Raw genomic sequence first — 21,149 nt, forward strand, 5'->3', positions numbered from 1 at the left:
CCCATCACTACGCGCGGTCATTGCGTCTCGTTCTCGTCCGCCCAACGAAGGGCGAGCGCGGCAGCCTTGCGGGCGGCCTCGGCCACCGCCGTAGCTCCGTCACCCCCTTCTTCGCTGCTCGCCTTGGCCGCCGCGTACCCGACGAGGAAGGTCGTCAGCGGCGCGGCGGGCCGGGCGACACCATGGGCGGCGTCACGGGCGAGATCGAGCAGCACGCCAGTGTCGACGTCGAGGTCGATGCCGAGTTCGTTCTTGACTGCGGTGATCCATTCATCCAGCACGGCCCCATGCTCTCTGATACGGGCCCGGGCCGACGCGATGTCCTCCCAGGTGTCGCAGTCGAAGGAGGCGAGCGGGTCGGCCTCCACCCGGGCAAGGTCCAGTTCCTGCGTCAGCAGGCGCAGGGGGAGCCCGGACAGACCGCCGTGCTCGGCGGCGAGCAGCGCGAGCTCACGGCGCAGCGGTTCGGCACGGTAGGCGGCGACGAGAGGCTGGTCGCGACCCTGCTGATCGATGCACAGGGCCCCGTCCCGCTGTCCTTCCCCAGCTGCGTCCAGAAGCGCTCCGACGGCGCCCGGACCGAGGAACGGCAGGTCGGCGGAGAGCACGAGGACCCGGTCCGCCGCAGTCCGCCGGACCCCCGCGTCGAGCGCGGCCAACGGACCGCTGCCCCGGGGCTCTTCGCGCGTCCAGATCACCGGCCTTACGGTGCCCCGGCGCCCGCCCACCACCACCGTCGTCGAGGCGTCGGCGCAGGCCGCGAGGACCCGGTCGAGCAGCGCACGGCCACCGACCCGGATCCCGGGCTTGTCGGCACCGCCGAGCCGCTTGGCAGCCCCTCCGGCAAGGATGATGGCGTCATACACGGTCATGCATCCGAGTATGCGGGCCGCGGAATCCCGTTGATCCTCCCGGTCGGCGATCGAACTGGTCGAGCCGATCGGGAGGATCGGGTGGGGCAGGCGAACAGGAGCCCACGGGCGCTCCCGCCGTACCCGCCGCCCGCCTTACCTGCCGTGCCTGCCGTGCCTGCCGCGCCTGCCGCGCCTGCCGCGCCTGCCGCGCCTGCCGCGCCTGCCGCGCCTGCCGCGCCTGCCGCGCCTGCCGTACCGCCTACAACGTGCGCAGCAGCACCGCCGGTTGTTCCACACAGTCGGCTATGTAGCGCAGGAAGCCGCCCGCCGTGCCGCCGTCGCAGACCCGGTGATCGAAGGTCAGCGAGAGCTGGACCACCTGTCGTACGGCCAGCTCCCCCTGGTGCACCCAGGGCTTCGGCACGATCCGGCCGACGCCCAGCATCGCCGCCTCGGGGTGGTTGATGATCGGGGTCGATCCATCGACTCCGAACACCCCGTAGTTGTTCAGCGTGAACGTGCCACCGGTCAGCTCCGCCGGGGTCAGCCGCCCGGCCCGCGCCGCCTCGGTCAACCGGGCTGTCTCGGCCGCGATCGATTCTGCGTTCCTGGCCTGCGCGTCCCGCACGACGGGGACGACCAGGCCCCGCTCGGTCTGCGCCGCGAACCCGAGATGAACCTCCGGCAACCGCACGATCTCCCGCGCTTCCAGGTCCACCGTGGAGTTGAGCTCGGGGAACCGGGCCAGCGCCGCGGTGCAGATACGCGCCAGCAGGGCCAGCACCGAAATCTTGGGCCCGCCGGTCGTACCACCGACGCCGTTCATCGCGGACCTGGCCGCCATCAGCTCGGTGGCATCGGCATCGACCCAGCACGTGGCGTCCGGGATCTCCCGTCGGCTGCGAGCCAGCTTGTCGGCGACCGCGCCCCGTACACCGCGCAACGGAATCCGCTGTGCGGCCGGTCCCGCCGGCACCGCCCCGGAAACCGGCTCCACCGCCACCTCCGGCAACGGTGCCGAAACCGGTCGGGGAGCCGCCGTCGCCTCGGCCAGCGCCCTGATCGCGGATTCGACATCGGCCCGCAGGATCAGCCCGTCCGGACCCGAGCCCACCAGCTGTCGCAGATCGAGCTCATGCTGCCGCGCCAGCTTCCGTACCAGCGGGGAGACGACCGCCACCGGCCCCGTCGCCGCATCCGGCACGGGATCGGGCGCCGGCGTCGGAGCCACAGCCACCCGCGCGGGAACAGCTGCCGTCACGGCAGCAGGACGGACCCGACGACGGCGCGCCACCGGTGCGCCCGTCCCGTACCCGACCAGCACATTGCCGGACGACTCCACCTCGCCGGCCCCGGAACCGGAATCTGAACCAGATCCTGAACCTGAGGCGGACCCGGAAACGGCCCCGGAACCAGCGCCGGAAACCGAGCCAGCCCCGGACCTGGAACCGGACCTGGAACCGGAATCAGACCCGGCCCCCTCGTCGTCCGACCCCACCGCGACCGCCACCGTCAGCAGAGGGGCCCCGACCGGCAGTTCCGAGCCCTCTTCGCCGAACCGCGCGGTCACCACGCCCCCGTAGGGGCACGGCACCTCGACCATCGCCTTGGCCGTCTCGACCTCGACGACCGGCTGGTCGATGGCGACGACATCGCCGACCTCCACCAGCCAGCGCACGATCTCCGCCTCGGTGAGCCCCTCGCCGAGGTCCGGCAGCTTGAATTCGAGTACCTGGGGCATCAGCTCTCCGCCTCCCACTGCAGGCGGGCGACCGCGTCCAGCACCCGGTCCACGCCCGGCAGATGGTGCTTCTCCTGCATCGGCGGCGGATACGGAATGTCGAACCCCGAGACCCGCAGCACCGGCGCCTCCAGGTGGTGGAAGCAGCGCTCGGTGACCCGGGCCGCGATCTCACCGCCCGGACCGCCGAAACCGGAGGACTCGTGGACGACGACCGCACGCCCGGTACGCCGTACGGAAGCGGCAACGGTCTCGTCGTCGAACGGCACCAGCGAGCGCAGGTCCACGACCTCCAGGTCCCAGCCCTCCTCGACGGCCGCTTCCGCCGCCTCCATGCAGACCGGCAGCGACGGCCCGTACGTGATCAGCGTCGCGCTGCGGCCCGTCCGGCGGACGACCGCCCGGCCTATCGGCTCCACCGCCACCGGCGCATCGGGCGACCAGTCCGCCTTCGACCAGTAGAGCCGCTTCGGCTCCAGGAACACCACCGGATCGTCGGAAGCGATCGAGGCCCTCAGCAGCCCGTACGCGTCCTCGACCGTGGCGGGCGTGACGACATGGAGGCCGGGCGTCGCCATGTAGTACGCCTCCGAGGAGTCGCTGTGGTGCTCGACCCCGCCGATCCCGCCGCCGTACGGCACCCGGACCGTGATCGGCAGCGGCATGGCGCCGGCCGTCCGGTTCCGCATCTTCGCGACATGGCTGATGAGCTGCTCGAACGCCGGATAGGCGAAGGCGTCGAACTGCATCTCCACCACGGGCCGCAGTCCGTACATCGCCATGCCCACGGCCGCCCCGAGGATGCCCGCCTCGGCCAGCGGCGTGTCCGTACAGCGGTCCTCGCCGAACTCCTTCGCCAGACCGTCGGTGATCCGGAAGACCCCGCCGAGCGTGCCGACGTCCTCACCGAGGACGTGCACCGTCGGGTCCTGCGCCATCGAGTCGCGCAGCGCCCGCCCGAGTGCCTGCGCCATCGTGGCGGGCTTGGCCTTCACCGCCCGCTCCCCGGCTGTCGCCGCTGCGGTGGTCATCGCCCGTCCTCCCCGTCGTCATGGCCGTGCTGATCCTGCTGGTCCTGCTCGGCTTCCAGCTCGACACGCAACCGGGCCGCCTGCTCCCGCAGTTGTGCGGTCTGCTCCGTATAGACATGGGAGAACAGATCCATCGGGTCCAGCACCGGATCGGCGTTCATCCGCTCGCGCAGCGCGGCTGCCATCCGCTCCGCGGCCTGGCGTGCCTCTTCGATCCCGTCGTCACCGAGCAGACCCCGCCCGGTCAGCTCGCGCTCCAGAAGCCGGATCGGGTCGTGCGCGCGCCAGGCCTCGACCTCGCTGTCGACGCGGTAACGAGTGGCGTCGTCGGCGTTCGTATGGGCGTCCATGCGGTACGTCACCGCCTCGACGAGCGTCGGTCCGCCGCCGCTCCGGGCCCGCGCCACCGCCTCGCCGAGAACCTGGTGCATCGCGGCCGCGTCGTTTCCGTCCACCAGCCGGCCCGGCATCCCGTACCCCACGGCCTTGTGCGCCAGGGACGGCGCGGCGGTCTGCTTCGCCAGCGGTACGGAGATCGCGAAGCCGTTGTTCTGCACGAGGAAAACGACCGGGGCACGCCAGACGGCCGCGAAATTCAGCGCCTCGTGGAAATCGCCCTCGCTGGTCCCGCCGTCACCGACCATGGCGAGCGCCACCACGTCGTCGCCCTTGAGGCGCGCCGCGTGTGCCAGCCCGACGGCGTGCGGCAACTGGGTGGCGAGGGGGGTGCAGAGCGGTGCGATGCGGTGTTCGCGCGGGTCGTAACCGGTGTGCCGGTCACCGCGCAGCAGCGTCAGCGCCTCGACCGGGTCCAGTCCGCGCGCCACCGCGGCAAGGGTGTCCCGGTAGCTGGGGAAGAGCCAGTCCCGGTCCTCCAGCACCAGGGCGGCCGCTATCTCGCAGGCCTCCTGCCCCGTGCTCGACGGGTAGACGGCGAGCCGGCCCTGCTTGGTGAGGGCGGTGGCCTGCGCGTTGTACCTCCGGCCGCGGACCAGCTCCGCGTAGAGCCTCAGCAGCAGCTCGGGATCGGCGTCGGCCGCGGCGTCCGTACCGAGCACGCGGTACGGCTCGGGGTCCGGGAGCAGCGGCGCGGGATCGGTGAGCGGCTTCCAGGCCGGGGGCGGCGTGGGCCGGTAAGCAGCCGCGCCGGGCAGCTCTTGGACCGTCATGACAAGCACCTCCTGGCATCGAGGGGTTTCGAGCGGCGTCTGTCGGCATCAGGGATCGTCCGATGCCGAGGGGTGTCGAAATACATCGAAATGTCGAGCGCTGTCCGAGGCACGAGTGTGGTGCCCCTCACCTACCGATTGTTCGGTCGCGAGCGCATTTTGGCTACAGGCGCCTTCAGCCTGTGGACAAACGGTTCTCCACAGCCTGGGATAGAGGCAGGTCGTCCAGGACAGGGAGGCGGGGGCACATGTCAGCTGAACAAATGGCCGACGGGGGCGAGGACGCCGGCCAGGTTCCGCCCGCGCGCCCGCTCGACGCCATCGACCGCCGCATCCTGCGACTGCTCCAGACGGACGGCCGCGCCTCGATACGTTCGGTGGCCGACCGCGTCCATGTGTCCCGGGCCAACGCCTATGCCCGGATCAACCGGCTCATCGACGACGGCGTGATCCGCGGCTTCAGCGCGCGCGTGGACCACGAGCGGGCGGGACAGGGGGCCTCCGCCTACATCACTCTCAAGATCGTCCAGAATTCCTGGCGCACGGTGCGCGAACAGCTCCAGGCCCTGCCGGGTGCGACTCATATCGCGCTGGTCAGCGGCGACTTCGATGTACTGCTGCTGGTGCACACCCGGGACAACAGGTCGCTGCGCGAACTGGTCCTGACGCGGATCCAGTCCATTCCCGAGGTCCTCTCCACCCGCACGCTCCTGGTGTTCGAGGAGACAGACCTGGCCCAGGGCCCGGACAGGCCCACCGAGCTCACCTGACGACTGCCCGGCCACCGGCCGACGACTCGGCGACCCATCGACCCATCGGCTCAGCGGCTCAGCGGCTGGACCGCATCCCCTCGAAGGCCACACGGACGAGCGTGTCCGCCAGCCGTTGCCCGTCGACCCCACCGTCGGGCAGCGGCCGGTACCACTCCACCAGGGAGTTGACCATTCCGAAGAGCAGCCGGGTCACCAGCCGTATGTCGACGTCGGAGCGGAGGTCACCCTCCGCGACCGCCGCCTTGAGCAGATCGGTCACCCGCTGGTCGAACTCGCGCCGCCGCTCCATGGCCCAGCGCTCGGTCTTCGTATTGCCCCGCACGCGCAGCAACAGCGTGACGTAGGGCAGTTCGGCTATCAGTACGTCGACGGTGCGACGGGTGACGTACTCGACCCGCTCGATCGCACGCCCCTGCGTCGCCCCCGGCTCGTCGAGAATCCCGAAGAGCCCGTCCAGCGCCCGGCTGACCGCACGGCGCAGGAGCTCCTCCTTGCCCGCGACGTGGTGGTAGATGGACGACTTCGAGATGCCTGCCGCCTTGGAGAGGTGCTCCATGGACGTGCCGTCGTAGCCGCGCTCGTTGAAGACACGGACGGCAACGGTGAGCAGAGTCTCCGGGGTGTACGTGTCCCGCTTGGCCGTGGTCATGTCCGCGATCCTCCCCTACGAGTTGTCCACAGGTTTGGCGGGCCCCCTTGTCCCGACCGATCGTTCGGTTACTCTAACTCTGTCCGCCCGTCCCTGCCCAGCTCGATGAGGAGTTGGTCCGTCATGGCCGCCGAGCTCTCCCCGCATCTGTTGTCCGAGAAGCACCGTCCCACGCTCGACCAGGCCCTCGACGCGATCCGTACGCGCGCCTACTGGTCCCCGCACCCCGAGCACCCGAAGGCATACGGCGAGGGCGGCGCCCCGGGCAGCCTGGGCGCCGCCGAGGGCAAGGCCGCGTTCGACGCCGTGCTGAACACCCGGCTCGACCTCGGCCAGCCCGGCACCGACGGCTGGACGGGCGGGGAGGTCTCGCCGTACGGCCCGGAGCTCGGCGTCGAGTATCCGCACGCCGACCTGGACGTCCTGCTTCCGGCCATGCGCGCGGCCATGCCTGCCTGGCGTGCGGCGGGCCCCGAGACCAGGGCTCTGGTCTGTCTGGAGATCCTCGCGCGGATCAGTGCCAGGACCCACGAGTTCGCTCACGCCGTGATGCACACCAGCGGCCAGGCCTTCATGATGGCGTTCCAGGCGGGCGGCCCGCACGCCCAGGACCGCGGCCTGGAGGCCGTGGCGTACGCGTACGAGGAGCAGATCCGTACGCCGCGGAGCGCCGACTGGTCCAAGCCGCAGGGCAAGCGCGACCCGCTCCGGCTGCAGAAGTCGTTCACCGCGGCACCACGCGGCATCTCGCTCCTGATCGGCTGCAACACCTTCCCCACGTGGAACGGCTACCCCGGCCTCTTCGCCTCCCTGGCCACCGGCAACCCCGTCCTGGTGAAGCCGCACCCCCGCGCCGTGCTTCCGCTCGCGCTCACGGTTCAGCTGGCCCGCGAGGTGCTCGCCGAGGCGGGCTTCGACCCCGACCTGGTCGCCCTGGCCGCCGAGCGACCGGGCGAAGGCATCGCGAAGACCCTCGCGCTCCGCCCCGAGGTCAAGATCATCGACTACACCGGGTCCACCGCCTTCGGTGACTGGCTGGAGACCAACGCCCGCCAGGCCCAGGTCTACACGGAGAAGGCCGGGGTCAACACGATCGTCCTCGACTCCACGGACGACTACCGCGGCATGCTGTCCAACCTGGCGTTCTCCCTCTCCCTGTACAGCGGCCAGATGTGCACGACCCCGCAGAACCTGCTGATCCCCCGGGACGGCATCACCACCGACGCCGGCGACAAGACGTACGACGAAGTGGTCGCCGACATCGCCGCCGCGGTCAGCGGTCTGCTGGGCGACGACAGCCGGGCGAACGCCCTGCTCGGCGCACTCGTCAACCCCGATGTGAAGGCCCGCCTGGAGGCAGCCGCGGATCTGGGCGAGGTCGTCCTGCCGTCCCGTGAGGTGGCCAACCCGGAGTTCCCCGACGCCGTGGTCCGCACTCCCGTCGTCGTCAAGCTGGACGCCACCAAGCCGGACGACGAGGAGCACTACCTGTCGGAGTGCTTCGGCCCGGTCGCCTTCGCGGTGGCGGTCGACTCGACGGCCGATGCCGTCGAGCTGCTCCGCCGCACGGTCCGCGACAAGGGCGCGATGACGGTCGGCGCGTACACCACCTCACCCGAGGTGGAGAGCGCGGTGGAAGACGTCTGCCTGGACGAATCGGCGCAGCTGTCGCTGAACCTGACCGGCGGGGTGTACGTCAACCAGACCGCCGCCTTCTCCGATTTCCACGGCTCGGGCGGCAACCCGGCGGCGAACGCGGCATTGTGCGACGGAGCCTTTGTGTCCAACCGCTTCCGCATGGTGGAAGTACGCCGCCAGGCATGATCCGGCCAGGGTCCGGGGGGCGAAGCCCCGCCCCCCGGACCGGGCGTCCAGGATTTCGTTCGGATCAGGCCGGATCAGGGATCTCCGCGTACCGCTGCACCCACGCGTGCATGGCGACGGCGGCCGCGGCGCCCGCGTTGATCGACCGCGTCGAACCGAACTGCGCGATGGAGCACACCATCACCGCGTGCTTACGGGCCTCCTCGGTGAGCCCGGGCCCTTCCTGCCCGAAGAGCAGTACACAGCGCCGCGGCAGCTCGGTCCGCTCCAGGGGCACCGCCCCCGGCAGATTGTCGATCCCGATGATCGGCAGGCCCTCCGCCTCCGCCCACGCGGTCAGCGACTCCGTGTCGGGGTGGTGCCGCACGTGCTGGTACCGGTCGGTGACCATCGCGCCGCGCCGGTTCCAGCGCCGCCGCCCCACGATATGGATCTCCTTGGCGAGGAAGGCGTTCGCCGTGCGCACCACGGAGCCGATGTTGAAGTCGTGGCCCCAGTTCTCGACCGCGACGTGGAAGTCGTGCCGCCGCAGATCCAGATCGGCGACGATCGCCTCCCGGGTCCAGTACCGGTAGGCGTCGCCCACGTTGCGCCGGTCGCCGTGGGCGAGCAGCTCGGGGTCGTACCGCTCGCCCTCGGGCCACGGCAGCGGGTGGGGCCCGACGCCGATCTCCGTCCCGAAGCCGTCGTCGTACTGCAACGGCTCCGCGGAACGCCCGGTCTCCTCCGGCCGACCGGACTCCCCGGCCGACGACGCCACGCCGCTGCTGCCTGCGCTGCCCGTGCTGCGCGTACTGCCACTCTCACTGCTGCTGCTCACCCGACGAGCGTATGGCCCTCGTCGCCGCTGTGCTGCGGGACCTCCTCGTCATGGGTGCCACGCCGCTGCCCGGGCACTGTGCCCCGGCCCGGGAACAGCCGTCCCCGGACGCGGGTCACCCGGCCGCCGAGCCACACCAGGAAGACGGTCGGCAGGAAGACGGAGTCGGCGGCGATCATCGCCATGGAGAAGAAGGGCAGTCCGAGCAGCAGAGCGATACCGGCGTGCTCACACATCATGGCGACGAGCAGCACGTTCTTGACCCGCCGGTTGAACAGGGTGAAGGGAAACGCGACCTGGACCACGACCGTGCCGTACGTGATCAGCATCACCATGACACCGCTGGAGGCGAGGATGTCCGACAGCCAGGGCCAGGGCGTGAAGTAGTCGAGCTTGAGCGGGTAGTACAGCGCCGTGCCGTCCTGCCACCGCGAACCCTGGATCTTGTACCACCCCGCGGTGGCGTAGATCAGACAGACCTCGGCCATGATCACGACGAGGGTCGCGTTGTGGGCGAGGTTGGCGATGACATCGAGCAGGGTGCGGGATTCGCTGTGCGGTGCGTAACGGTTCACAGCCCACCAGGCGCCCTCGCCGACCCAGAGGATCCAGAGAAGGGTCGGCAGCCACCAGGTGCCGCCGAGCCCGTCGGTCGCACTGGCCACGATCAGCACCAGGCCGAGCACCGCCCAGAGGACCGTGCCGGCCACGGTCCCCCTCGCCGGGTGACCGGAATCGCCCGCTCCCGCACGCGCCTGTCGCGCCGCGCGCCGGGCGTCCAACGACCAGACCCGCCCGCAGCGCGTGAGCATCAGATAGATCGCCATGAGATGGATGACGTTGTCGCCGCCGTCGCCCATGAAGATGCTGCGGTTCTGCAGGGAGAGCACCCCGGCCATGAAGAGGACCGACATGGCCCGGGTGTGCCAGCCGACCATCAGCAGCGCCGCGGAGATCAGCGCGACCGCGTACACGACCTCGAACCAGACCGTGTTGTCCGACCACATCAGCGCGGTGAACGCCTGGTTCCCGGATATGAGCTGCTGCGCCATGTCCCAGCGCCAGGGGGCGTCGGGGCCGTACATCTCGTGGCGGTGCGGAAATTCGCGCAGCAGGAAGAACAGGTAGGTGGCCGAGAAACCGATGCGGATGACGGCACTCTGATACCGGCCGAAGGGTGTGGAGGTGATGCGCTGGACGGAGCGGGCGATCTTTTGGTCGATCTTTGGCTCGATCTTGCGGTCGAGGGCAGGTGCACTCACTTGTCCGCCCCCTCGGCGCCGGCGGGAAGATCCGCCGCGGTCACCGTCCACCACGGCAGCACCCGGTAGGACGGCCTCGTACTGATCTTCTCCTGGCTCCATGCGGGCGCCGCGACGGACCGCGTCTCGGATCGGATCTGGATGCGCTCGACGGTGCCGCCGTAGTCGTGTTCGCCCAGGCGCAGCATCGCGATCCGGCGGATGTAGCGCTCGGAGAGCTCCCCGCGAAGGCCGATGGCCCGGTTCTCGTTGTCGTGGGAGCCGAGGTAGAAGTCCCAGCCGCGGCGAAGTTCGTTCTGATGGACGTGGCTGGGGAGAAGACTGCCGCGTATCGCCTTGCCGTCCTCGCCGGAAAGGCTCATCCAGGCAGTGGTGCGGCGCCCGTCGGGGCCGGCTATCTCGGCCCGTACGTGGATGGCGATGTTCTGCTGGAGCGGATTCGGGGCGAAGAGCTTCCAGTTCTGCTCGAACTCGGGATAGATCCAGTCGTCGACCGCTTCGCCGTGCTGCTTGGTCATGGTGTTGGACGGGGCGACGTGCAGAAACACCATGGCCAGTTGCCCACAGGCGACCAGCCCGATGACGGACAGCGCGACTGCGGCGACGATCTGGTACGGAAGCGACAGGGCGGCTATTCCGGCACGGGGCCCTGAATCGCGAGGCGGCTCCGATCCCTGAGGCGGCTCCGATTCGCGAGGCTCCGATTCCCGGGAATCCGATTCACGAAATCCCGATTCCTGCGCCTGACCAGCGTCGAAAGCCACTTGTGCACGCTGGTCGGGCCCCGGCTCGGAACTTCCGCCCCCGCTGTCGGCACCCCTGTCGCCGTACGAATCCATCCCGCCCCGATCCCCGTCGATCCCCGGTCAGTTATCCACAGGGTTGACACCCTACGGGCCGTCGACTCACCATTGAAGACATTGAACCGAACGATCGGTCGGTAGGGAGCCCGGGATGGCGGCAGTGACTGCGGACCAGACAGCGCAGGCGGGAGCGGACAGGCCCGAAGGGGCGGACAAGGCCCTGGAGGCGGTGTTCGACGCCGCGGTGGCAGCGGACGAGCGCATCGAGCCACGCGACTGGATGCCCGATGCGTACCGTGCCTCGCTGGTCAGGCAAATGGCCCAGCATGCCCACTCCGAGATCATCGGCATGCAGCCGGAGGCCAACTGGATCTCGCGTGCGCCCTCGCTGCGCCGCAAGGCGATCCTGATGGCCAAGGTGCAGGACGAAGCGGGCCACGGGCTCTATCTCTACAGCGCGGCGGAAACGCTCGGCACCGGCCGCGAGGAGCTGCTCGACAAGCTGCACGCGGGCCGCCAGAGGTATTCATCGATCTTCAATTACCCGACGCTGACCTGGGCGGACGTCGGCGCGATCGGCTGGCTCGTGGACGGCGCCGCGATCACCAACCAGGTGCCGCTGTGCCGCTGCTCCTACGGCCCGTACGCCCGGGCGATGGTCCGCATCTGCAAGGAGGAGTCCTTCCACCAGCGCCAGGGATACGAGCTGCTGCTCACCCTCAGCCGCGGCACCCCGGAGCAGCACGAGATGGCGCAGGACGCGGTGAACCGCTGGTGGTGGCCGTCCCTGATGATGTTCGGCCCTCCGGACGACGCGTCCGCCCACTCCGCGCAGTCGATGGCATGGAAGATCAAGCGCCACTCCAACGACGAGCTGCGGCAGCGCTTCGTGGACATCTGTGTCCCGCAGGCCGAGGCGCTGGGGCTCACCCTCCCCGACCCGGACATCCGGTGGAACGAGGAGCGCGGACAGCACGACTTCGGGGCGATCGACTGGAAGGAGTTCCAGGAGGTCCTCAAGGGCAACGGCCCGTGCAACGAGCAGCGCCTCACCCAGCGCCGCCAGGCGCACGAGGAAGGCGCCTGGGTCCGGGACGCGGCGGCTGCCTACGCCGAGAAGCACACCGCGGCACAAAGGCACGCGGCACCACACACAGCAGCGAGGAACGGGGAGGCGACAGCATGAGCAGCTCGACCGAATGGCCACTGTGGGAGGTGTTCGTGCGTTCGCGCCGCGGCCTTTCCCACACCCACGCGGGCAGCCTGCACGCCCCGGACGCGGAGATGGCCCTGCGCAACGCGCGCGATCTGTACACGCGCCGCTCCGAGGGCGTCTCCATCTGGGTGGTCCCGTCCGCCCAGGTCACGGCTTCCTCTCCGGACGAGAAGGACTCCTTCTTCGAACCGGCCGGCGACAAGCCGTACCGGCATCCGACGTTCTACGAGATCCCGGAAGGGGTGAAGCACCTGTGACCGCGGCCCTCGCCCTGGGCGACGACGCGCTGGTGCTCTCGCACCGGCTGGGGGAGTGGGCGGGCCATGCGCCCGTGCTGGAAGAAGAAGTGGCCCTGGCCAACATCGCCCTGGACCTGCTGGGACAGGCCCGGGTGCTCCTCTCCCTGGCCGGCGACGAGGACGAGCTGGCGTATCTGCGCGAGGAGCGCGCCTTCCGCAACGTCCAGCTGGTCGAGCAGCCGAACGGCGACTTCGCCCACACCATCGCCCGCCAGCTGTACTTCTCCTCCTACCAGCGGCTGCTGTACGAGCAGCTGGCATCGGGCGAGAGCCCGTTCGCCGGGCTGGCGGCGAAAGCCGTCAAGGAGGTCGCGTACCACCAGGACCACGCGGAGCACTGGACCCTGCGGCTCGGCGACGGCACGGACGAGAGCCACGACCGGATGCAGAGCGCCGTGGACGCCCTGTGGCGTTTCACCGGTGAGCTGTTCGAACCCGTCGAAGGGGTGGAGGTCGACTGGCAGTCGCTGCGGAGCGGCTGGCTGGAGTCCGTCCCGGCAGTGCTGGAGCGGGCCACGCTGACACTGCCGGCCGGCCCGCAGTCCGGGGCGTGGACGGCGGGCGCGGGACGCCAGGGCATCCACACCGAGCCCTTCGGCCGCATGATCGCCGAGATGCAGCATCTGCATCGCAGCCACCCGGGGGCGTCATGGTGACCGGGACACTCCTGGAAGAGGAGCTGCACCGCCTCGCGGGCTCCGTACCCGATCCCGAACTGCCGGTGCTGACCCTGGACGAGCTGGGGGTGGTCCGGGGTGTGGATGTTCTCGCCCCCGGCAAGGTCACCGTGCGGCTCACCCCGACCTACACCGGCTGCCCCGCGATCGAGGCCATGTCCGCCGACATCGAGCGGGTGCTGCACGACCACGGCATACCGGAGGTCTCCGTGGTCACCGTGCTCTCACCGGCCTGGTCCACGGACGACATCAGCGCGGAGGGGCGGCGCAAGCTGGCCGAGTTCGGCATAGCGCCCCCGCGTCCCCACGATGCCACGGTCCCCGCGAACGGTCCGGTGCCGCTCACACTCTCGGTGCGCTGCCCGCACTGCGGCTCGACCGATACGGAGCTGCTGAGCCGGTTCTCCTCCACCGCGTGCAAGGCACTGCGCCGCTGCGTGACGTGCCGCGAACCGTTCGACCACTTCAAGGAGTTGTAGATGTTCCATCCGCTCCGGGTCCGCACGATCGAACGGCTCACGGACGATTCGGTGGCCGTCACCCTCGCCGTGCCGCCCGAGTTGCGCGAGACCTTCCGCCACCAGCCCGGCCAGCACCTCAATGTGCGGTACACGGTCGGCGGCGAGGAGATCCGCCGCTCGTACTCGATCTGCTCCCCGGTCACCGCCGCGGAACAGAACGATCCGGTGCTGCGTGTGGGCATCCGGCTCGTCGACGGCGGCGCGTTCTCCACGTACGCGCTGAAGGAGCTCGCCGTCGGTGACCTGGTCGAGGCGATGCCTCCGATGGGCCGCTTCGTGCTGGCGCCCCGTGCCGGACACTTCGCGGCGATCGTCGGTGGCAGCGGGATCACACCGGTCCTGTCCATCGCGGCCACGCTGCTGGCGCAGGAGCCCGATGCCCATTTCTGTCTGATCCGCAGCGACCGGACAGCGCTTTCGACGATGTTCCTGGACGAGGTCGCCGACCTCAAGGACCGCTACCCGGACCGCTTCCAGCTGGTCACGGCGCTCTCCCGGGAGGAACAGCAGGCAGGTCTCCCTTCCGGCCGCCTGGACCGGGACCGTCTCACAGAGCTGCTGCCCGCGCTGCTTCCGGTGACCGAGGTGGACGGCTGGTACCTCTGCGGACCCTTCGGACTGGTCCAGGCCGCGGACCGGGCGCTGCGCGGACTGGGCGTCGACCGTGCCCGTATCCACCAGGAGATCTTCCATGTGGACGACGGCCCGGACACATCCGCCCGCCCCCGAGTCGAATCGCCCGCCCACAGCCGACTCACCGCCACTCTGGACGGCCGTTCCGGCACCTGGCCGGTGGAGGAGGGCGAATCGCTGCTGGAGACCGTGCTGCGCAGCCGCGCCGATGCTCCGTATGCCTGCAAGGGCGGGGTGTGCGGGACCTGCCGGGCGTTCCTGGTCTCGGGCGAGGTGCGGATGGACCGCAACTTCGCGCTGGAGCCCGAAGAGACGGATGCGGGTTATGTGCTGGCGTGCCAGTCACATCCCGCGACCCCGGAGGTTGAGCTCGACTTCGACCGCTGAGCGCACCACCCCGCCACCTCTGCCCCTCGGTCTGCCCGTCTCCCGCTCCTCCGCTGTTCCCTTCTTGTAGAACCTGTTCTATCTTGACGACCCGTCAGATTCAGGCATGGGGCATCGGTCAGCGGGAGGCCAGGACAGTGGACTTCACCTTCACCGAGGAACAGCAGGCAGCCGTGGAGGCAGCGCGAGCAGTCTTCTCGGGAGTCGTACCGGACGGGGTTCCCAGCCCCGCTCTCGTGCCGGGCGCGGTGGCCGAGGACATCGACCGCCCGCTGTGGGCCGGGCTCGCCTCAAGCGATCTGCTGAGCCTGACACTCTCGCCGGAACACGGCGGGGCCGGGCTCGATCTCGTCGCGCTCTGCCTGGTGTTGCGCGAGTCCGCCAAGGTGCTCGCGAGAGTGCCGTTGCTGGAGACATGCGCGGTCGCGATGGCACTCCAGCGTTACGGCGACCGGCAGTTGGCCGCCGAACTGCTGCCCCGGACCGGCCGGGGCGAGCTGGTCCTCACCGTCGGGGCCAACGGACGTTCCGGTCACGATCCGGCCGAACTGGCCGTCGCCGCCCGCCTGGAAGCGACAGCCGGAACCGTCCCGGCGGACCGCGACGGGGACATTGCCGGCTGGGTGCTCGACGGGGTGCAGTCGGCGGTGCCGTGGGCGCAGGCAGCGGACTGGATCGCGATACCGGCCCATACGGACGGGGGCCGGGCGGTCATCGCCCTGATCCAGCCCGCCCAGGACGGCGTCACCCTGGCCGAGCAGGTCTCCACCAGCGGTGAACGGTTCGCGGAGGTCCGGCTGGAATCGGTGCGGATCGACGACCGCGCACTGATCGCCGACGCCGGGGCCTGGGAGTGGCTGCGCGCCCTCCTCACCACCGGGACCTGCGCGCTCGCACTGGGCCTGGGCGAGGCCGTGCTCGCCATGACGAGCGAATACACCGGCAAGCGCGAGCAGTTCGGCTTCCCGGTGGCGACGTTCCAGTCCGTCGCGGTACAGGCCGCCGACCGGTACATCGACCTACGGGCCATGGAAGTCACGCTCTGGCAGGCGGCCTGGCGGATCTCCACCGGCGCCGACGGGAAACTTCCCGCCGAGGGCGACATCGCCGTGGCGAAGATCTGGGCGTCGGACGGCGTCCGCCGGGTCGTGCAGACAGCACAGCACCTTCACGGCGGTTTCGGGGCGGACACGGACTACCCGCTGCACCGCTTCCACGCCTGGGCGAAGCAGATCGAGCTGTCCCTCGGCCCGGCGGCGGCACACGAGGAGGTACTGGGCGACCTGCTGGCCGCACACCTCCTCGGCTGACACCGGCCACGAACGGCGGTCGCGGGCAGCGATCAAACCCCCGGCAGAGCGGCCGTCCGGCTCAGAGCACGAAGGCCGGGGTGCCGTTGTCCGTGACCATCGGGCGTCCGGCACCGTCCCAGGCCAGCATCCCGCCGTCGATGTTCACGGCGTCGATGCCCTGCTGCACCAGGTACTGGGTGACCTGGGCGGACCGGCCACCGACCCGGCACATCACGTGCACGCGCCGGCCGTCGTCGGCGGCCTCGGTCAGCTCACCGAAGCGGGCCACGAAGTCGCTCATCGGAATGTGAAGAGCGCCCTCGACATGGCCGGCCGCCCATTCGTTGTCCTCCCGGACGTCCAGCACAAAGCCGTCCGACGGAACCGCCGCGACATCCACCGAGGGCAGCGGTGCGAAATTCATGGGTCATGCCTTCTCTCGTACGTACGCTCCTGAGTCACCCGGAACGCTACTGCACCAGGCCCGCCAGCTCTGCCTCGCGCTGCGCGACCTCGCCCAGCAGCTGCTCGGCGATCTCGCCGAGCAGCCGGTCCGGATCGTCCGGCGCCATCCGCAGCATGGCCCCGATCGCGCTCTCCTCCAGCTCCTGGGCGAGCACCGTGAGCAGTTCCTTGCGCTGGGTCAGCCAGTTCAGCCGGGCGTAGAGCTCCTCGCTCTCGCTGAGCTCCGTCTCCGGGGCCACCGGACCCGCCGCCCACTCCTGCGCCAGCTCCATCAGGAGCGCCTCGTCCCCCCGCCCGTAAGCGGCGTTCACCCGGGCGATGAACTCGTCCCGGCGGGCCCGCTCCGTCTCGTCCTGCGCCAGGTCCGGGTGGGCCTGGCGGGCCAGGTCACGGTAGAGCTTGCGCGCCTCCTCGGTCGGCCGGACCCGCTTGGGCGGCCGGACCGGCTGCTCGGTCAGCATCGCCGCGGCCTCGGGGGACAGCCCTTCGGAGTCCATCCAGTCGTGGAACAACTCGTCGACACCCGGCATCGGCATGACGATCGCCCGGGCCTCCTGCGCCTTGCGGATGTCCTCCGGATCACCCGTCCTGGCGGCCCGGGCCTCCGCGATCTGCGCATCGAGCTCGTCGAGGCGGGTGTACATGGGCCCGAGCTTCTGGTGATGCAGCCGGGAGAAGTTCTCGACCTCGACCCGGAAGGTCTCCACCGCGATCTCGAACTCGATCAGCGCCTGCTCCGCCACCCGGACCGCCCTCGCGAGCCGGGCCTCGGGCCGCTCCCCCTCAGCACGACCGCCCGCGCCCCCACCAGCACCGTTCTCAGGCACGTCACCGCTCACCGGTGCGTCACCGGCCGTCCGGCCTTGCTGCTCGAGCGGCTCGCCCGGCCCGTACTGCTCGTGCTGCTCGCTTCGGGCATGCTGCTCGCGCTGACGGCCGTTGTCCTGCCGGTCGTTGTCCTGCCGGTCATCGTCGTTCCGGGTGGTCGGCACCCCGGCGGCTTCGTGGGTCACCCGTCCAGCGTATGGCCACGGCCCGCCTCCCGAGGACCCGCGGTCGGCCCGGCGCCCCCTCAGACGCCCAGTTCGGCGGCTATCCGCCCCGAACCGATGGCCCGCACCAACTCCGCGTGGTCCGCCTCCGTACGGTCCGCGTAGGTCACCGCGAACGCCGCCACCGCCTCGTCCAGTTCCTCGTTCTTGCCGCAGTATCCCGCGATCAGTCGCGGATCCGCGCTGTGCGCATGGGCCCGCGCCAGCAGCGCACCGGTCATCCGGCCGTAGTCGTCGACCTGATCGGCTGCCAGCGCCGCCGGGTCCACACTGCCCTTGCGGTTCCTGAACTGCCGTACCTGGAACGGGCGTCCGTCCACCGTCGCCCAGCCCAGCAGGATGTCACTGACGACCTGCATCCGCTTCTGCCCGAGCACCACCCGGCGCCCCTCGTGCGCCACCTCCGGCACATCGAAGCCGACCGTCGGCAGATACGGCGCCAGCACGGAGGGCCGCGCCTCCTTCACCTGCAGCACCAAGGGCTCACCGCGGTGATCGAGCAGAAGCACCACGTACGACCGGGTGCCGACGCTCCCGGTGCCGACCACCCGGAACGCCACGTCGTGTATCGCGTACCGGGCGAGTAGCGGAACCCGGTCCTCCGAGATCGTGCCCAGATAGTCGCCGAGTCCCGCCGCGACCGCCGCGGCCTCCTCGTCCGGCACCCGGCGCAGTACCGGCGGCGCGTCGATGAAACGGCGTCCGCCGTCCCCGGAGCCCTCGGTGGACTTGGCCGCGAACCGGGCGCTGGTGTTGTTGCGGGCCTTCTCCGAGACCCGCTCCAGCGTGCCGAGGAGATCCCGCGCATCCGTGTGCGAGACCAGTTCCTCGTCCGCGATGGCGTTCCAGGCGTCGAGGGCGGGCAGCTTGGCCAGCAGCCGCATCGTCCGCCGGTACGCGCCCACCGTGTCGTACGCACCCCGCCGGCAGGTCTCCTCGTCCGCCCCGGCCTCGCGCCCCGCGAGCACCAGCGAGGTGGCCAGCCGCTTGAGGTCCCACTCCCACGGGCCGAACACGGTCTCGTCGAAGTCGTTCAGATCGATGACCAGGCTGCCCCGCGCATCGCCGTAGAGCCCGAAATTGGCCGCGTGCGCATCGCCGCAGAGCTGGGCGCCCACCCCGCTGACCGGGGTGCCCACCAGGTCATGGGCCATCAGCCCGGCCGAGCCGCGCAGAAAGGCGAAGGGCGTGGCCGCCATCCGTCCCACCCGGATCGGGGCGAGCGAGGGCACTCTGCCCCGGCTCGACTCCTCGACCGCCCGCACCGCATCGGGCCGCCCCACCGGAAGGTCCAGGACGGTGTGCGAGGCCCTGGGCACCCGCTCCCGAAGCGCCTTGCCCGCCGCCCTCGGCGACCGCGTCGCGCCCCCGCCCGCCACGGCTGCCCTCCGTGCGAATCCGGGCACGACCGGAATACGCGGATCACCCGTCACAGCCCGCTGAACCGGCACTGTCGCTTCGATGTCACCCATGGCGCGCAGCCTCCCCCGCCCTCGCCCTGCGCTCCCGGCCCGACGCCTGTCGCAGATCAATTGCGACGAAGGTACCGTCGTCCGCCGAAAGCCGTCTGCCCCTGTGGAAAACTCGCTCGGCGGCCTGTGGACAACGCCTTGGCGGCCTGCGGGCATCGATCCGCCCTGGTCACACGGCTGGGCAGCAGACAGCCAAACAGCTGGGACTGGACGGCTGGACAGCTGGCTGACTGGACGGCTGGACGGCTGGACGCCGACAGTCAGACGCCGACGGTCTCTTCCATCTCTTCCTCGATCTCCTCCTCGGCATCCGCCCCGATCCGGGCTCCGACCCCGGTCCGGGCGGCGTGCTTCGGCCCGTGGGCTCCACCGCCCTCGACGGAACCGGCGTCGGTGCCGGCCTCTGCCACCGGCGCCGCGGCCTTCCGCCGCTTCGACTCGGACAGCCCCGCCAGACCCAGCACGGCCAGGCCTGCCACGAACCAGAGCGCGAGCACCAGGACATGTCCGCCGAGCCCGTATCCATCGAAGTACACATGACTGCGTACGCCCTCGACGAAGCCCGCGCCGTTCCAGAAGGAGTGCAGCGAAGCGAAGAAGCCGGGCTGGAGTTCAGGCCGGAAGATGCCGCCGGAGCTGGTGAAGTTGAGCATCACGAACAGCACCATCAGGCCGAGCGTCGTCCAGCGCTTGAGGAAGGTGTGCAGTCCGACGCCGATCAGCAGGATGCCCGCCGAGTAGAGCCAGGCCATCGCCCACAGACCGCCGAGCCCGTGATCGACGAGACCGAACAGCGGCCCCGCGAACACCACCCCGATCACGCTCACCACCAGCGACGCGGCAACAGCCAGCGCGGCCCTGATCCGCAGCGCCAGCACGGCGCCGGCGCCACCGATGACCGCGACCGATGCGTACGAACCGATACTCACCGCGACCAGCAGGAAGAAGATGCCCTGACCGGTCGGATCGCCGTCCGCGGTCGGTGCCGTGTCCGTCACCTTCAGCGGGTGCCCCTTTTCGGCGGCGACCTTGGTGAACACCTTCTCGACCACCGTGGCGCTGGTGTCCGAGGACGCACTGGCCACGAGCAGTTCGGGGTGCTTCCCCGGCAGGTAGGCGCCGTAACTCGCCTGTGTCCCGAGGTGGTTCACCGCCGCGGCCCGGTCGGGAACGGTACGTACGCTCAGCGCCCCACCGCTCTTGTCCTGCAGCGTCTGCGCAAGCACCTGCGCGCTCGGCCCCGACCCGACCACATCCACCCGCAGATCGTGCGGCTCCGGGGCGTGGAAGGCACCGAGGTAGGCGAGCCCCATGCCGATGCACATCAGCAGCGGCGTGACGAAATGGCCCAGCACATGGCGGAGAGCGGCGGCGGTGGAGCCGGTGGCGGCACTCGGGCCTGCGGACATGCGGAACACTCCAATAGTTGGCTTTTACAACTCTTAACTCGTTGTACTATACAACTGAAAGTCGAGGTCCGCGAGACGGAAGGCGAGACAGTGCCGGACACCCCCGAGGAACGCGAAGAGTCGCTGGACGTCATCCAGCGCGAACTGACCGCCTTCGCGCGCCGCGCACGGGCCGCCGCGGCCCGCCTCCACCCGGAGCTCCCCCTGGTCTCGTACACGCTGCTGGCGCACATCGAGGACCGGCACGGCTGCCGCGCGACCGACCTGGCCGCGCACTACATGCTGGACAAATCGACGGTCAGCCGGCAGATCGGAGCCCTGGAGAAACTGGGACTGGTCGAACGTCACCCGGACCCCGACGACCACCGGATCCAGGTGCTGCACCCCACCACGGCCGGAACCCAGGCCCTCGCCTCCACGCAGGCCAGCCGCCGTATGGCCTACCAGGAACGCCTCGCGGACTGGACGGAGGAAGATCTCGCCCGGTTCGCGGATTACCTGCTGCGCTACAACTCGGCGGGCGACACCGTTCCGCCCACCCAACAGACACCGAGGGTCTGATCAACCCCTGAGCCACAACAAGAAGCCCCATAGGCCCGATAGGTCCTGCAAGACCCGTACATCACTTACAGCTTGTACGACCCCTAAGCCCCAAGAACTCACAGAACAACCGGAATCAGGCGTTTCACGTGAAACCAGAAACCAGAATCTGGAATCAGAACGCCGAACCGGACCCGGAGCCGGAGCTGGAACCGGAACCGGAACCGGAACCCGCAAGACCGGAACCGGAACCCGCGAGC

21 protein-coding genes are annotated in these 21,149 nt (G+C 70.1%); 9 read left to right on the top strand and 12 right to left on the bottom strand.

What is annotated here, in order from left to right; all coding sequences use genetic code 11:
- Positions 1-17: 17 nt before the first annotated feature.
- From AB0D53_RS06865 to pdhA, 4 genes are all read right to left on the bottom strand, one after another.
- The gene (locus AB0D53_RS06865; protein ID WP_362441203.1) at positions 18-872 is read right to left on the bottom strand and encodes an NTP transferase domain-containing protein; all 855 of its coding nucleotides are present in this window, start codon (positions 870-872) and stop codon (positions 18-20) included.
- 241 nt (positions 873-1,113) lie between these two features.
- Positions 1,114-2,595 carry a dihydrolipoamide acetyltransferase family protein gene (locus AB0D53_RS06870; protein ID WP_362441206.1) on the bottom strand — a complete coding sequence of 494 codons (1,482 nt, stop codon included), beginning with the start codon at positions 2,593-2,595 and terminating at the stop codon, positions 1,114-1,116.
- Positions 2,595-3,626, bottom strand: a complete 1,032-nt coding sequence (locus AB0D53_RS06875; protein ID WP_362441209.1) for an alpha-ketoacid dehydrogenase subunit beta — start codon at positions 3,624-3,626, stop codon at positions 2,595-2,597. The genes AB0D53_RS06870 and AB0D53_RS06875 overlap by 1 nt, the downstream gene beginning before the upstream one ends.
- Positions 3,623-4,795 carry a pyruvate dehydrogenase (acetyl-transferring) E1 component subunit alpha gene (pdhA, locus tag AB0D53_RS06880; protein WP_362441212.1) on the bottom strand — a complete coding sequence of 391 codons (1,173 nt, stop codon included), beginning with the start codon at positions 4,793-4,795 and terminating at the stop codon, positions 3,623-3,625. The genes AB0D53_RS06875 and pdhA overlap by 4 nt, the downstream gene beginning before the upstream one ends.
- Before the next feature lie 263 nt (positions 4,796-5,058).
- Between pdhA and AB0D53_RS06885 the strand changes: the two genes are divergently transcribed.
- Positions 5,059-5,565 (top strand): Lrp/AsnC family transcriptional regulator, encoded by a 507-nt coding sequence (locus tag AB0D53_RS06885; protein ID WP_362441967.1) that lies wholly within the window; start codon positions 5,059-5,061, stop codon positions 5,563-5,565.
- Positions 5,566-5,623: 58 nt separating this feature from the next.
- Here the strand turns inward: AB0D53_RS06885 and AB0D53_RS06890 are convergent, their stop codons facing one another.
- Positions 5,624-6,217, bottom strand: coding sequence for a TetR/AcrR family transcriptional regulator (locus tag AB0D53_RS06890; RefSeq protein WP_362441215.1), 594 nt, complete (start codon positions 6,215-6,217; stop codon positions 5,624-5,626).
- Between the two features lie 123 nt (positions 6,218-6,340).
- Here AB0D53_RS06890 and paaN point away from each other — a divergent pair, with 123 nt between their 5' ends.
- Complete coding sequence (paaN, locus tag AB0D53_RS06895; protein WP_362441218.1) at positions 6,341-8,041, top strand: phenylacetic acid degradation protein PaaN; 1,701 nt, start codon at positions 6,341-6,343, stop codon at positions 8,039-8,041.
- 64 nt (positions 8,042-8,105) lie between these two features.
- On the opposite strand, the gene AB0D53_RS06900 is transcribed toward paaN, so the two are convergent.
- The 3 genes from AB0D53_RS06900 to AB0D53_RS06910 are packed head-to-tail and all read right to left on the bottom strand — an operon-like array spanning position 8,106 to position 10,962.
- Entirely contained in the window at positions 8,106-8,801 is a 696-nt protein-coding gene (locus tag AB0D53_RS06900) for a TrmH family RNA methyltransferase (protein WP_362441970.1), read from the bottom strand.
- Between the two features lie 56 nt (positions 8,802-8,857).
- On the bottom strand, positions 8,858-10,225 hold the full coding sequence (locus AB0D53_RS06905) for an HTTM domain-containing protein (protein WP_362441221.1): 1,368 nt from the start codon (positions 10,223-10,225) through the stop codon (positions 8,858-8,860).
- The gene (locus tag AB0D53_RS06910; protein ID WP_362441224.1) at positions 10,120-10,962 is read right to left on the bottom strand and encodes a DUF5819 family protein; all 843 of its coding nucleotides are present in this window, start codon (positions 10,960-10,962) and stop codon (positions 10,120-10,122) included. The genes AB0D53_RS06905 and AB0D53_RS06910 overlap by 106 nt, the downstream gene beginning before the upstream one ends.
- Positions 10,963-11,077: 115 nt before the next feature.
- Between AB0D53_RS06910 and paaA the strand changes: the two genes are divergently transcribed.
- The 6 genes from paaA (at position 11,078) to AB0D53_RS06940 (ending at position 15,969) form a co-directional block, all read left to right on the top strand.
- Positions 11,078-12,112, top strand: coding sequence for a 1,2-phenylacetyl-CoA epoxidase subunit PaaA (gene paaA / locus AB0D53_RS06915; protein WP_362441227.1), 1,035 nt, complete (start codon positions 11,078-11,080; stop codon positions 12,110-12,112).
- Complete coding sequence (paaB, locus tag AB0D53_RS06920) at positions 12,109-12,399, top strand: 1,2-phenylacetyl-CoA epoxidase subunit PaaB (protein ID WP_093548044.1); 291 nt, start codon at positions 12,109-12,111, stop codon at positions 12,397-12,399. The genes paaA and paaB overlap by 4 nt, the downstream gene beginning before the upstream one ends.
- Positions 12,396-13,097 carry a 1,2-phenylacetyl-CoA epoxidase subunit PaaC gene (paaC, locus tag AB0D53_RS06925; RefSeq protein ID WP_362441230.1) on the top strand — a complete coding sequence of 234 codons (702 nt, stop codon included), beginning with the start codon at positions 12,396-12,398 and terminating at the stop codon, positions 13,095-13,097. Before paaB ends, paaC begins: the two co-directional genes overlap by 4 nt.
- A complete protein-coding gene (paaD, locus tag AB0D53_RS06930; RefSeq protein ID WP_362441233.1) occupies positions 13,091-13,597 on the top strand; it encodes a 1,2-phenylacetyl-CoA epoxidase subunit PaaD in 507 nt (168 codons plus the stop codon). Before paaC ends, paaD begins: the two co-directional genes overlap by 7 nt.
- Positions 13,598-14,659 (top strand): 2Fe-2S iron-sulfur cluster-binding protein, encoded by a 1,062-nt coding sequence (locus AB0D53_RS06935; RefSeq protein WP_362441236.1) that lies wholly within the window; start codon positions 13,598-13,600, stop codon positions 14,657-14,659.
- A 137-nt stretch (positions 14,660-14,796) separates the two neighbouring features.
- Positions 14,797-15,969 carry an acyl-CoA dehydrogenase family protein gene (locus tag AB0D53_RS06940; protein ID WP_362441973.1) on the top strand — a complete coding sequence of 391 codons (1,173 nt, stop codon included), beginning with the start codon at positions 14,797-14,799 and terminating at the stop codon, positions 15,967-15,969.
- Between the two features lie 61 nt (positions 15,970-16,030).
- On the opposite strand, the gene AB0D53_RS06945 is transcribed toward AB0D53_RS06940, so the two are convergent.
- The 4 genes from AB0D53_RS06945 to AB0D53_RS06960 form a co-directional block, all read right to left on the bottom strand.
- The gene (locus AB0D53_RS06945) at positions 16,031-16,375 is read right to left on the bottom strand and encodes a rhodanese-like domain-containing protein (protein WP_362441239.1); all 345 of its coding nucleotides are present in this window, start codon (positions 16,373-16,375) and stop codon (positions 16,031-16,033) included.
- A 46-nt stretch (positions 16,376-16,421) separates the two neighbouring features.
- On the bottom strand, positions 16,422-17,429 hold the full coding sequence (locus tag AB0D53_RS06950; RefSeq protein WP_362441242.1) for a J domain-containing protein: 1,008 nt from the start codon (positions 17,427-17,429) through the stop codon (positions 16,422-16,424).
- A 59-nt stretch (positions 17,430-17,488) separates the two neighbouring features.
- A complete protein-coding gene (locus AB0D53_RS06955; protein WP_362441245.1) occupies positions 17,489-18,940 on the bottom strand; it encodes a DUF2252 domain-containing protein in 1,452 nt (483 codons plus the stop codon).
- 260 nt (positions 18,941-19,200) lie between these two features.
- A complete protein-coding gene (locus AB0D53_RS06960; RefSeq protein WP_362441248.1) occupies positions 19,201-20,349 on the bottom strand; it encodes a hypothetical protein in 1,149 nt (382 codons plus the stop codon).
- A gap of 90 nt (positions 20,350-20,439) precedes the next feature.
- Between AB0D53_RS06960 and AB0D53_RS06965 the strand changes: the two genes are divergently transcribed.
- Positions 20,440-20,910 (top strand): MarR family winged helix-turn-helix transcriptional regulator, encoded by a 471-nt coding sequence (locus AB0D53_RS06965; protein ID WP_362441251.1) that lies wholly within the window; start codon positions 20,440-20,442, stop codon positions 20,908-20,910.
- Positions 20,911-21,149: the final 239 nt, after the last annotated feature.

It is taken from the genome of Streptomyces sp. NPDC048295 (assembly GCF_040652135.1).
GTDB lineage: Bacteria > Actinomycetota > Actinomycetes > Streptomycetales > Streptomycetaceae > Streptomyces.